The sequence below is a fragment of the Priestia sp. SRI_019 genome (assembly GCF_057586255.1).
In genome coordinates, this window is sequence record NZ_JBYCZN010000002.1 from 976,775 (window position 1) to 990,198 (window position 13,424).

At 34.8% G+C, this 13,424-nt stretch carries 11 protein-coding genes; 3 read left to right on the forward strand and 8 right to left on the reverse strand.

Features of this window, described 5'->3' with window-relative positions:
* Nucleotides 1–74: 74 nt before the first annotated feature.
* The 3 genes from AC2YJL_RS15235 to AC2YJL_RS15245 form a co-directional block, all read right to left on the reverse strand.
* Entirely contained in the window at nt 75–929 is an 855-nt protein-coding gene (locus tag AC2YJL_RS15235; RefSeq protein WP_195694770.1) for a malate synthase, read from the reverse strand.
* Between the two features lie 857 nt (nt 930–1,786).
* A complete protein-coding gene (gene aspA / locus AC2YJL_RS15240) occupies nt 1,787–3,229 on the reverse strand; it encodes an aspartate ammonia-lyase (protein WP_195694771.1) in 1,443 nt (480 codons plus the stop codon).
* 37 nt (nt 3,230–3,266) lie between these two features.
* Entirely contained in the window at nt 3,267–4,538 is a 1,272-nt protein-coding gene (locus AC2YJL_RS15245; RefSeq protein WP_195694772.1) for a cation:dicarboxylate symporter family transporter, read from the reverse strand.
* A 1,108-nt stretch (nt 4,539–5,646) separates the two neighbouring features.
* Between AC2YJL_RS15245 and AC2YJL_RS15250 the strand changes: the two genes are divergently transcribed.
* Entirely contained in the window at nt 5,647–5,886 is a 240-nt protein-coding gene (locus tag AC2YJL_RS15250; RefSeq protein WP_195694773.1) for a hypothetical protein, read from the forward strand.
* A 452-nt stretch (nt 5,887–6,338) separates the two neighbouring features.
* On the opposite strand, the gene dhaK is transcribed toward AC2YJL_RS15250, so the two are convergent.
* Entirely contained in the window at nt 6,339–8,102 is a 1,764-nt protein-coding gene (gene dhaK, locus AC2YJL_RS15255) for a dihydroxyacetone kinase subunit DhaK (RefSeq protein ID WP_487374798.1), read from the reverse strand.
* Nucleotide 8,103: 1 nt separating this feature from the next.
* The gene (locus AC2YJL_RS15260) at nt 8,104–9,237 is read right to left on the reverse strand and encodes a glycerol dehydrogenase (protein WP_195694775.1); all 1,134 of its coding nucleotides are present in this window, start codon (nt 9,235–9,237) and stop codon (nt 8,104–8,106) included.
* Between the two features lie 311 nt (nt 9,238–9,548).
* Here AC2YJL_RS15260 and AC2YJL_RS15265 point away from each other — a divergent pair, with 311 nt between their 5' ends.
* Entirely contained in the window at nt 9,549–10,589 is a 1,041-nt protein-coding gene (locus AC2YJL_RS15265) for a PocR ligand-binding domain-containing protein (RefSeq protein WP_487374799.1), read from the forward strand.
* Between the two features lie 124 nt (nt 10,590–10,713).
* Here AC2YJL_RS15265 and AC2YJL_RS15270 read toward each other — a convergent pair whose 3' ends face one another.
* Together AC2YJL_RS15270 and AC2YJL_RS15275 are read right to left on the reverse strand one after the other, a co-directional pair.
* Nucleotides 10,714–11,520 (reverse strand): carbon-nitrogen family hydrolase, encoded by an 807-nt coding sequence (locus tag AC2YJL_RS15270; protein ID WP_230932377.1) that lies wholly within the window; start codon nt 11,518–11,520, stop codon nt 10,714–10,716.
* Nucleotides 11,521–11,531: 11 nt separating this feature from the next.
* Nucleotides 11,532–12,191, reverse strand: coding sequence for an MBL fold metallo-hydrolase (locus AC2YJL_RS15275; protein ID WP_050689002.1), 660 nt, complete (start codon nt 12,189–12,191; stop codon nt 11,532–11,534).
* A gap of 102 nt (nt 12,192–12,293) precedes the next feature.
* On the opposite strand from AC2YJL_RS15275, the gene AC2YJL_RS15280 reads away from it, so the two are divergent.
* Entirely contained in the window at nt 12,294–12,671 is a 378-nt protein-coding gene (locus tag AC2YJL_RS15280) for a winged helix-turn-helix transcriptional regulator (protein WP_487374800.1), read from the forward strand.
* 174 nt (nt 12,672–12,845) lie between these two features.
* Here AC2YJL_RS15280 and AC2YJL_RS15285 read toward each other — a convergent pair whose 3' ends face one another.
* Nucleotides 12,846–13,244, reverse strand: coding sequence for an IDEAL domain-containing protein (locus AC2YJL_RS15285; protein ID WP_195694779.1), 399 nt, complete (start codon nt 13,242–13,244; stop codon nt 12,846–12,848).
* Nucleotides 13,245–13,424 lie beyond the last annotated feature (180 nt).

Sequence of the window (13,424 nt, forward strand, 5' to 3'; positions counted from 1 at the left end):
GAACGTTCGGTATTAATGATGAGGGAGAAAAATGTGTCAGTCCTTGGTCATTGCTATTATCTTTGGGCTAACGTTTACATACGCATCAATGCGCCATTAGGCTTTGGTAACTCCTCAGCTGTTATCAGATTCATTTTACAAAAATGTTCAAAAAATTGTTGTGCCAGCTCTCTTTCCTTTGCGTCACTTTTCAACTCAGCTATATCAAGCAAAATTTGAGCCATCCATAAATTATCAAAATAACGGTATTTACCTGTATTCCATGTCATTTTTTGTGATGCTCTTTCATTTGCATAATATTTCCAGAAAGGCATCTGATCCGATTCCTGTTCTGTAAGCTGGAGTCTGTATTTTGAATGAGCAGGAATATATCCATCTTCACAAAGCTTACCGATAAAATCTTCATTCACCATATAGACGCCTAAGATACGTCTGTCTTTTTCAGGCATACTGGAATCTATTGCTGTTAATAAGACAGCACTATTTTGGTGCAAACGGATGGGTTTGGTTGGCTTCCCCTTGTTATTACCGCTTTTTATTACACCTGAAAAAACCTTCCACTCTAAAAAAGAACTATTCTGTTCTTCTGTGTCACACCAAAAAACCATTTGTGATTCAGAATGAAGTTTATGATTTTTCATAAGTTTTTCAAGTCCCCAGCGAAGTTCTTGGTTTTTTCGTTGTAGTTTTTTTTCCTCTTCCTTCTTCCGTTCTTCCTCGTTGTGTTCCATTTCCTTTTTTTCTATAATTTTTTCGAGCGAATGAGCAACACTTTTATCATGCAGTTTTAGATGCTTTCCAAATACATCGGGGAAAACAAACTTTTTATTTTCCGATGCGAAATGTATTTCAATACTAGAATCATTACATTTAACTATACTACCTATCCCAAAAAGCTTGTGTGTAACTTTCTTATTGATTAGATTCATTATTCTAGGCCTCCTTGTAGAATAAAAACTCGGTTACTATTAGAGAGTAAATTAATAATTTTATTCAACTAACATACCTTTAAAGCTCACACAACTGTTTGAGTTTTTTTCAGTTTAAAAAAGGGTATTGAAAAAATGTATCCATAATTCTATCTGAAACAAACACAGCGGAATTCGGAATACGATCGAAAAAACAATTGTAAAACTATTATAACATTTTTTGAAAATATTACAATTTTTTCATTGACAATATATTTTAATTTGAGGTAAAATGAAGTTTTGTTATTTATAATAACCCAAAATAAAAGTCTCCAACAAGTCACGAAACTTCTGGAAAGTCCCTATAAATAATCACTTGATTACCGGTGATAAGCGAAATGATTCCACCATTAAACTAATCTTTAAACTAACCCTCATTACGTTGGAGGCTTAGATTAGGGATGTACTACTACAGCAAGTGTTCGAGAAAGAGTGTTTATGTAAACTCGAAAAGAAGAAGCCTGGATCCCCTTAGATCCAGGCTTCTTCCCATACTGTTTAAGAAGTTGTTCATTTGCCCTTGTGAGGCCCTTTCGTTACGTATATCGGTTCATAACTAAAGTGCCTTGTGTGAGATACGAATACCTGCTTTCAATTTGAGGCAATACGTTTGTTGAAGTCGCTGTTAATTCTTTCAAAACTAATCAGTCCCTTCATAAATTAAGTATTTACCTTCCCACAACAACCAACAATAATATTAGCGTTGTACTATATGTGTACCACATGTTTTAAAGTTAAAACGTTAATCCAACAGATATTATTTAATTAAAGAATCAAACAGATGATGGTAGTGAATTTCCTTTCATATTAAAACCTGTTTATTCTCTATCAAAAAGGGAGTTTCCAGCAATCCCTGGATTAGTCATTTCAAAAGGATTTAAAATTAGATCTAATTCTTCTTCTGTTAAAACATCATACCTTAAGCATAATTCACGTACAGATTCACCTTTTAGGATTGCTTCTCGTGCGATTCTAGCAGTCACTTCATATCCAATATGAGGATTAATAGCCGTAATAATACCTACACTTTTTTCTACGTATTCTTTTAAATGTTCTTCATTCGCTTCAATCCCCTGCAGGCAATAATCCGTAAATGTCTGAAAAGCATTATTCATGATGCTAATTGATTGAAGTAAATTAAAAACAAGAACAGGTTCCATAACATTAAGCTCAAGCTGACCTGCTTCAGAAGCCAAGCAAATTGTATGATCATTACCGATAACTTGAAAGGCAACCTGGTTAATCATCTCTGGCATGACAGGATTAACTTTTCCAGGCATAATAGAAGACCCTGGCTGACGAGCTGGCAAAGTGATTTCTGCTAGTCCTGCACGGGGACCAGACGCCATTAGACGTAAGTCGTTCGCTATTTTCGACATATTTACCATACAAATCTTTAATGTTGCAGAAACTTCTGTATAAGCATCTGTATTTTGAGTCGCGTCTACAAGATGATTGGCCTTCTTAAGTGGTAAACCACTGATATTTGCTAGATATCTTACAACATTTTCGATATAACGTGGATCTGCATTTAAACCCGTTCCAACTGCAGTTGCTCCCATATTAACCTCATATAAATGTCCATAGGATTGCTTAATACGTTTCATATCGCGCTCAAGAACACGACTATATGATTCAAATTCTTGACCAAGACGGATTGGAACCGCATCCTGTAGGTGAGTACGTCCCATCTTTATAATAGAATCAAATTGTTCTGCCTTTTTCTGAAATACACTGTGCATATAATTCATTGTTTTCAGTAACTTATCTAGCAGATTAAGCGTTGCAATATGGATAGCAGTTGGGAATACGTCGTTTGTTGACTGTGACATGTTTACATGACTATTAGGGCTTAAATCGGAATAAGAACCTTTCTTATGACCAAGTACCTCTAAAGCTCTATTTGCAATAACCTCATTTGCATTCATATTCATTGAGGTCCCCGCGCCACCCTGTATTGGATCAACAATAAATTGATTATTTCTTTTTCCTTCAATAACCTCGTCTGCTGCTTCAATAATTGCATTACCCAGCCCATCATATAACCTTTTTGTTTCCATATTAGCAAGAGCAGCAGCTTTCTTAACAATTCCTAATGCTTTAATGAGTTCCGGATGAATCTGGTAACCTGTTATTGGGAAATTTTCAACTGCACGTAATGTTTGAATCCCATAATAAGCGCTGACAGGCACCTCTTTCGTTCCTAAGAAATCTTTTTCAATTCTTACATCTTGTTTTTCAAGTGTTCCTATATTTGTCATAATATTGATCTCCTTCTTTATAAACAAATAAATTATTTTAAGCTACATCTGATTTTTTAATAGAATCTGTATAATGCTTTGCTTTTTCTTTATCGAATCCGCCTTCCCACTTAGACATCACAATAGCAGCTAATGCGTTACCTACCACGTTGACAGATGTACGAAGCATATCTAAAATACGATCAATACCAGCAATGAATGCCATACCTTCTAGAGGTAATCCCATTGAGCCCAGTGTTGTTAACACAACAACAAATGATGCTCCTGCAACTCCTGCCATTCCCTTAGAAGTCAACATCAACACAAGTAAAAGTGTAACTTGTTCTATGAAAGATAGATGAATGCCATACATTTGTGCAATAAAAAGGGCAGCAATGGCTTGGTAAATAGATGACCCATCAAGGTTAAAGGTATATCCTGTCGGAATAACAAATGATGTGACAGCTTTCGGACAACCAAAGTTCTCCATTTTAGTCATTAACCTTGGCAATACCGCTTCAGAGCTTGCGGTTGTAAACGCTAAAATTAACTCATCTTTTAAGATTTTTATAAGGACTAAAACATTAGTTCCAGCCATTTTTGCAATAATACCTAATACTACAAAAACAAAGAAAATCATGGTCAGATATATAACGAGTACTAACTTTCCTAAAGGAATTAATGAACCGATTCCAAACTTCGCGACATTTAAACCAATTAAAGCAAATACGCCAAATGGAGCAAATTTCATAACTAAGTTCGTCATCCAAAACATAGATTCTAGTACGCCTTCAAAAAAGTTTAAAACTGGTTTGCCTTTTTCTCCAATTGCTGCAACTCCTAGACCAAATAAGACTGAGAAAAAGATAATCGCTAATAAATTCCCTTCCGTCAACGATTGGAATATATTAGTTGGGATAATATGAACGATTTGAGCTGCTACACCTGCACTCTCAGTTGTTTTAGATGTTTCTTCATATTTGGATATATCACCTTTCTCAAGGTTCCCCATATCTATACCACTACCTGGATGGAATAAATTTGCGGCTAATAATCCCACTGCTAATGCAATTGTAGTAACAATTTCAAAATAAAGAATGGTTTTTCCACCTAGTCTTCCTAACTTTTTAATATCACCTACACCAGCTATAGATACGATTAGTGCAGATACAACGATAGGAATAACAATCATTTTGATTAGGTGAAGAAAAATATCTCCTAAAGGTTGAAGAATCGCCATCGCTGTATTATTCCCATAAAAAATAGCGCCTATAGCAATCCCGAACGCAAGTCCAATAAATATTTGTGTAGCTAATCCCAATTTCTTCATAGTTGTAACCCCTTTCAATTTGCGGTTCATTAAAACACTTAAAGAGAGCCTATTCTTAGGCTAGCGTCTATAAAAAAGACAATAATTAAAAATAAGTCCAATGTGTAAATAATCTTTAAAATAAATGATAACCGTATGATTTGAAATTAACTCCCCCCTTCAGTAAAGCGTTTTCAAAATCTTTAATGTAAAATACACTTTTTCGGCTCATCTTATATACCTGAGCATATAGTATCGTTTATAAAGAGATTTTCTATTATCCTTTTGACCTTTTTGAAATCCTGTTTATTGTCTAACATTCATATAAATCTAGTGACAGTCACTTCTAGATTTATATGAATGTTAGACAACAATATCCTAATCTATTATTCCCTCATTTCAGATAAAGAAATATCTTCTTTTTTATCTAGTGTCTAGAGATAAGGTAGCAATAACACTAGATATCTCTATAACTTGTTAAAATAATTAAATCTCTTAAAATGTTTTTCTTCAAATGAAATGATATCGCTTTCAAAAATTTCAATCGTAGTAACTACATATATCTTCTCCGAAAGCTAAAGGAATTTAGGATTTATTTCATGTGTAACTTAAATTACGAAAGTACAGCATTAAGTTGGGGTATCTCCTTCAGCCTCTTCATACTGTAATCTCATTATAATAAACATGCGTTTATTGTATATAGGTAATGAATGGAACCAAAAAAATGATAATAACGAAAAGTATATTTTTAATTTCATGTTCTCTTTTTGCGTACTTCAGTTACATTATATTTATATACGACAGATAAATCAAGAAAATTATTATTCATTTCGCGTACATTTTATTTAGACAGGTCTCATAGAAGTGAGTGTACTTTAATAATGACGAACTGTTACGTAAATATTAACAGTTTGTAGCGTGAAAGAGCCTATACTCTTAAGAAATGCTATAAGCAAGGCCAATGCACAACAGAGACAGGATTAACAACTGATTCATTTTACTTTTCAACGCATAATCCCTTCTTTCTTCTCTTTCTCATTATACTGGGATTATGGTAGCTAACATTAATAAGTAAGCCTATTTATGTTAGAGTGTACATAGAAACATGTATGAGTTTGGAGGCAAGATCATGAAACGTACAATAGGGATCTTTCTTATTGCTCAGGCTTTATTAACGTACTTAACTATTAAGATGATTTATACTCCGTTTATCGTTAGAACATTAGATAGAGATATTGGAGTTATGACAGTTTCATATAGTCTCCCTTTAACGTACTGGTTAATTTTTATAGCTTCGGGTATCATGCTTATAGTGGGAACGTATTTAGTTTTTTTTATTTCTGCCGATAATACGTTTTATGATAACTAGATAACCATTGAAAAGAATAAATATACTCTGCTTTTCCATACTAATCACTTCCCTTTTTCAGAGTACTAATATCAGCATGTTTAAGTTTTAGAGATTGCTTACAAGTGAATTCAAGATTTTCCGCCAGAACCTTATCAGTATCTTATTATTCGTTCAATTGTGACTCTAGTTCTACAGATTCTATCTTAGATACCCCTAGAATAACAATACCGCGCCAACCCAAGGGTATTGAGATATGTTAAAGGATAGTGGTTATTGTACTTTCTTACCTATGCTTTTAACAGACTAGAGCTAGATATCTGTGCTCTGACTTAACTTCCACTAATTTCATATTAAACTAGTTAGAGCCTATCCTTTTTAAACCATAAAAAATCCTCTTCCAAATATAATGCAACACCCATTTTTAAAGAGTGCTTTTCTTACACTATATTTGAAGAGGATCCTATTAAAGTTTATTTATCTTCTTGCATTACTTGAGCCACTTCAGTAAAGATTACGCCTAAACCATGTGCACCTGCGTCTGGATAACCAAGACTTCTTTCTCCAACCGTACCAGCACGCCCCATACGTGCAACAATCTGTTCAGTTGATTTTGCTCCTTCAACAGCAGCTTCTGCTGCTTTGACAAGAGCATATTTCAAGCTTTCCCCTTCAACAGCACTTGATGTTAACGTATCTGCATAAGGTACTAAAGCATCGATTAAAGTTTTATCTCCCACAACAGCTCCACGTCCAAAAGAACGTTCTCCTGTTGCTTGAATTCCTTTTACAGACGCTTGTATCATTTCAGCAAATTCTGTTAAAGTCAGTTCGGTTTTAGATTCGGCGTTCTTTCCAGCCGCACGAAATGCTGATCCCCAAATAGGGCCTGATGCTCCGCCACAATGCTCCATGATAACGATGGAACAAGCCTCTAAGAAGTTTCCAATATCATTTGATTTATTTTCTAGAATTTCGTGCCATTCAGCTTTCAACTGTTTGAACCCTTTAGCAACACTCATACCAAAGTCTCCGTCACCAGCATGGGAATCTAATTCACAGAACGGTATTTCATTTCTAATAATACATTCGCTCATTTGGTCAACCATAAAAATAATATTATTCAACGTCAGTCGATTTTCCGTTACTACGGAATATTCTTGGTTGGTTTGCACCTCATAAGACACTTTCGGTGCCTCCACCGTACCAATGATTTCATCATAAGTAACAGCTGGTACTTCACCTTTGATTTTTAGCGCAGGAGTATCGCATTCTTCAGATAGGAGACTCTTTAAGTTCTCATCTAATTTCATAATTGAAATAGAAGCACCGGCCATATCGATGGCTGTCATGTAGTTTCCGATAAACGTTCTTGCAATCGTTACGTTTCTACGTGACAATTCACGAATGACAGAATGATTTAATAAATATAGTTCTTGAAGAGGTGTGCTTCCAAATCCATTAATTAGGACAGCCACTTCTCCTTTTCCATCTTCTATTCCTACTTCTTTTAATAATGAAGTTACCGTACGCTCTGCAAGTTCGTCCGCTGAAATAATTTTTTCACGACGGATACCAGGTTCTCCATGAATACCAACGCCAAATTCCATCTCATCTTCTGCAATCTCAAAAGTAGGAGTTCCTTTAGCAGGAACTGTACAAGAAGTTAATCCAATACCAATGCTTTTAACATTCGCAATAGCGCTTTCTGCTGCCTCTTTCACTTTTGATAGATCATATCCGCGTTCTGCTGCTGCACCTGCTATTTTATGAACAAGAACAGTACCAGCTACTCCGCGTCTTCCAACTGTATATAAACTGTCCTGTACAGCAATATCATCATCTACTTTTACATAATCCACTTGAATGCCATCTTCTTCTGCAAGATAAGCAGCATTCTTAAAATTCATCATGTCACCACTGTAGTTCTTAATCACTAGTAAAGTTCCCTTATCGCTAGCTGTTTCTTTAATGGCTTGATAAATCTGTATTTGAGAAGGTGAAGCAAATACATCACCACAAACTGCTGCATCTAACATGCCTTTCCCGACATATCCAGCGTGAGCAGGTTCATGTCCGCTTCCGCCCCCACTAATTATACTTACTTTACTTTTATTAATTTGGTCTTTTTTAATGACTTTATATTTTTCAATTAAATTCAGTTCAGGATGTGCTAGAACCATCCCTTTACACATCTCAAGTACAACATCTTCCGGTTTATTAATAATTTTTTTCATTTTATATCAACCTCTTCTTATAATCATTTCCAATTTGATCTGCTGCAAGAATAGCTGCAGCTACTGACTCTGGATTAACAGGGAATGGCATAGAATAGATAGATTCCTCTGGAATACAAGCTTTATTAGCTACTTCCATTAACTCTTCTTGCGTAATTTGTTCCACTCCAATATCAGCGAGACAAACTGGAAGTCCTACTGCTAAGCAGAAATCTAACACTTCTTCTATTTCCTCAGTTGGCGCATTTTCCAATACCAATTGTGCTAATGTACCAAAAGCTACTTTTTCACCGTGGAAGTAGTGGTGCGCACTTTCTAAAAGAGTAAGCCCATCATGAATCGCATGTGCTCCAGCTAATCCACCACTTTCAAACCCTAATCCTGATAATAAGATATTGGCTTCAATAATGTTTTCTAAGGCTGGAGTAACAACATTATGATCGCTTGCAGCTTTTGCTTTAACCCCGTCCTCTAATAGAGTATTGTAGCAATGTTCTGCTAAAACTAACGCTGCATTTGTACCTTTTGCTGGTGCACATAAGTCCTCACGCACTCCACAAGGTAATCCAGCATTTACATTAGAGAAAGAACGCGCTGTTGCTCTTGCTTCGAAATAAGTAGATAATGCATCCCCCATACCAGATACTAAGAATCTAGTAGGTGCATTAGCGATGACTGTTGTATCAATTAATACAACACTTGGGCTTTGCTTAAAGTATGCGTAATCATCAAAAGCACCCTCTGGTGTATAGATAACTGCGGAATGACTTGTAGGTGCATCCGTAGCAGCGATTGTTGGGACGATAATTAATCCCTCTCCCTCTGCTACACATTTTGCTGTATCAATTGCCTTACCACCACCTAAACCAATTGTACAATCACAGTTGTTTTCTTTTGCTATTTCCTGCAATCTAGAAATCTCTGGTCTTGAACATTCGCCATTGAATCCGCCTTCAAAAAATGTAATACCATATTTTTTTGCTGTTGCATCTAATTTGTCTTGTACACGTTTAATATCTTCAGGATGTGCTATTAAAAGTGCAGAAGTACCAAATGTTTTCACAAAATAACCTAAATTTAAAATCTCATCTTCACCTTGAATGTATTTTGAAGGACTAATAAATGCTTTTCTCATAAATAAAACCTCCTAATTAACTTTGTAATCCCTTACAATCGGAATTCTACTATCTTTTGTCTAAGATTACATTAGTCTTAAATGACGAGTTTTTACAACCTTTTATCGTATTTTTTTGCTCTCTTCATCTAATATGGTATTATTATGACATTATTTCAGGTAAAAATACTACTAAGTTCACGTTGAAAAGAGGTTACCTTTATCGCTGAACACTCTTTTATTTTACGAACTCAGGAATAAAATAAAAGTATTCTCAAATAAGTAATGCAAACTACGACACGGGAAGTAGAAGCAAGGGAGATAAAACATCATTGAAAACTACTTACATGAATTTAGATAAAATACTAGATTTAAAGAAATGGCGAAACCTTCAAGATTCGCTTGCGCTTGTTACAAAATTAGCGATTGTCACGGTTAACTATAAAGGAGTGCCCATTTCTCAACACAGTGGTGTACGTCCGTTTTGTGAGACTATGCGTAAAGATCCTAATACAGCAAAACTTTGTGAAAAGTGCGATGCGCGAGGAGGATTAGAGGCAGTCAGAACCAATGCTCCTTATATCTATTTATGCCACTGGAATATTGTCGATATTGCCATTCCCATTATAATTGATGATAAATATGTAGGCGCCATCATGGCGGGAGAAGTGAAAATTGAGGATGGTGACAAACATCCTCCCTTGGAACAAATGCTTACTGTTCCATCGAAGGGATTTGAACAGAATTTAAATAATGAGGAAATACAGCGTCTATATGATTCTATTCCTACTCTATCCTATAGAGAAATTAACGACGCTGCTCAATTGTTATATAGACTTTGCAACTACATTGTAGAGGAAGCTATGAATAAAAACTTAATTTTAGAAGTATATGAAAAGATGCCTCCAGTAAAAGAAGACCTTTCTACTGAAGATATTTCTTACGGTTATTCTCTAGATAACATTCAAGATATAAAAAAGGAATTAGCCAACACAGTTACTAATGCTTACGTAAAAACGTCTATTAACGATCACTTAGTTTGTAAAAACAAAGTATTACAGCCAGCCTTTGACTACATTTATAAACATAAAAGAGAAAAAATATCTCAACAAAAGATGGCTGATTTATGTCACATTAGCACAGGTTATTTTAGCCGTATATTCACCAAAGAAGCGGGTATGAATTTTTCTGTTTTTATTTCTCTCAAAAAAATAGAGTGGTCCAAACAATTATTAGAAAAAACGGATTTGTCTATTGCACAGATTAGTGATGAATTAGGTTTTAATGACCCTGGATATTACATCAAGACATTTAAAAAATTCGAAAATATAACTCCTAACGTCTATCGGAAATATTATCAAGAAAAGATGTAAAGTTTTCAGTCCTGACGTAAGAAACATATAGCTTTTCCATACTGAAAAAGGGTGCTTTTCAGTATGGAAAAGCAATGAGACCCAGTCATGTGCTGCCTTTACGCTACAAATAATATATAAATCTCTATTTGGCATGCTTATAAACATCCGGTCTCAGGTTTTTAAATATTGGGATGTTTTTTTGTTGTTCTGTAACTTTCTGTAGATGAATTTCTGCTGTTATGATTTCTTCTTGGTCTCTCCCCTCTTCTATAATGTTTCCATTTGGATCGATGACTATTGAATGTCCAGCATATGTGTTGCCGGCATGATTTTTATGATTCACATTCCCCACGCTGTTACATGCAATGACGTATACACCATTTTCTATAGCTCTTGCCTTCAATAGTGTTCTCCAATGGTCTATATTTTTGGTAGTCCATTGTGCAACGTAGAATATGACGTTTGCACCTTGAGAAGCTGGGTAACGTGTAATTTCTGGAAAACGCAAATCGTAGCATATAATTTGACTAGCTTTAATATCGTTAATCTCAAAGACATCTGGGACTTCATCTCCACCTGTTAAATAATGATGTTCATCTAACATCGGCACGAGATGTATCTTATCTTTTTGATAGAGTAGCTCCCCTGTTTTTGATACCGCAAAGGCTGTATTATAAATGTTGTTATGCCTTTTATTCGAAACTGAACCTGCAATGATATTCACCTGATATTTAGTTGCTAAACTTTGGATAAAAGGAAAAGTTCTCTTTAAATCAATATCTGCTTTTTCTGCTACATTTTTTAAATCATAACCAGTATTCCACATTTCTGGTATCACCACAATCTCCGTATCTATATTCAGCTTCTCTTCAAATAAGGACTTAATACGGCTTTCATTTTGCTTAACTTCTCCTTCTACAATCTCCATTTGAAATAATTGTACTTTCATGTTTCTCCCTCTTATTCATATATAAATTTATAGACAGAATATAAATCATTATTATATTTGACATCTTCACCATGTGAAGATGAAATTATAGACGGTTTAATTTCATCTATAATTCGTCCACTATTAATGTTTTCGGCCATATCAACTGTGAACTTTCGAATTGGTGGATGTAAGGATTCAGCATTAGAAAAGAATAAGTCTCCAGTTAGCAGCACATTGTCACTTTTATGATGGTATATCACATGTCCCGGCGTATGGCCAGGTGTTAAATATACATCTAAAGGTAGCGTTTTAATGATGTTATCACTTAAACCTTCAACTTGATGTTTCACACCTGTTGTTTCCTTTTCTGCCTTGTTTGGGTACGGCTTCTCACCGTTAATAAACGGAATTTCAGCTTCGTGAGCATAAATAGGAATATTCAAATTATTCTTTAAATACTTGGCGCCGTTAATGTGATCTAGATGACCGTGTGTCAATAGAATGCTTTTGGGCGCTCCTAAAAATTTCGCCACATTCAGCTGCGTATGTGCATAGTCTTCCATTCCGGTATCAATGAGATAAACATCCTCACCATCCACTACGTACCATGTATTAATCTTAATCGGAATACCGACGACAGTTTCATAAGTGAGCCTATAAATATGCTCAGAGATTTGAATAAATTCCAATTCATACACCTTCTTCTGATTTATTTGATATCATAAGTGTAAACAGAAAAAATAGGAGTAACAAGAAGGCACAAATTTGTTACTACCGATTGAGGTGAGAAAATGTCAGACTTTAAAAGTGATCAATATGGTCCTTGTACGTTAACTGTAAAGCAAGCCTGTCCAATTGAATTAGCAATGCATATTATAGGCGGTAAATGGAAAGGCATTATTTTATCTTTGTTATCAAAGTCACCTATGTATTATAATGCAATGCGCCGTGAAATACCGGGTATTACTCAGCGCATTCTTACACTCCAGCTTAGGGATATGGAAAAAGACGGATTAATAAAAAGAGAAGAAACCAATGATAACCCTAAAAGAGTCTTATATTATTTAACAGAACTTGGAGAAAGTTTTCTCCCAATACTTAAATCTTTAGAACAATGGGGGAATGCTTATATAAGCAAGCAGGAAGAAGGAATAAAAGAGTCTCAATAATTAAGGAGAATCCCTCACTTTATTCCTTTAATATTTAACATACAATCAAACCTATTGTTCATATTCTACCATAACCAAGTTTTGGCATAGGAATAAGTTCTGACTATAAGCAAGAAAATATATATCAAGTGAATACTATAATAAATGAACATTAGAGGTCTCTATTCAAGTTGCTTAAAAAATCTGCCCCTCAGCGTTGGGAATTTTATTTTTTACCCGTTGTGCATGTTGTAATTTAGTAGAAAGAGAAAGAAACGCTTCTTTATTCTGTGCATCAAGTGCTTCGTTTATTTTGAAGTTCAAATAATTAATCTTTAGGTCCAAATCTGAAATAGAGCAAATACTGCCCTTAGTATGTAATTCGTGAATATCGTCTACATAGATAAAGAACTGAAATTCGTTATTAATATCGATTAAACAATGCCATCCTAAGCAATCGACGTACTTGCGGTTGTTTGTAATTGTCCAAACGTCTCCTTCACGGAAGTTAATCATATGCTGGTGCTGCTGTTCTGGACAGCAGCATCCTACTTCATGACAAAATGGTTCCATTATGACAAAGTGTTTATCCATACCACATTCTCCTCTATTTCCTTCTATTTTTTAAAAATTCCTTTTTATTATAAATACAAATACCACTATAATTGATACTGATAATCATTATCATTTTATATGATATTTATGATCGATGTCAATTGTGTTTTAGGCACTCTCACCTGTTCTTGTACAAAAGAATTATGACTTACAATTAAT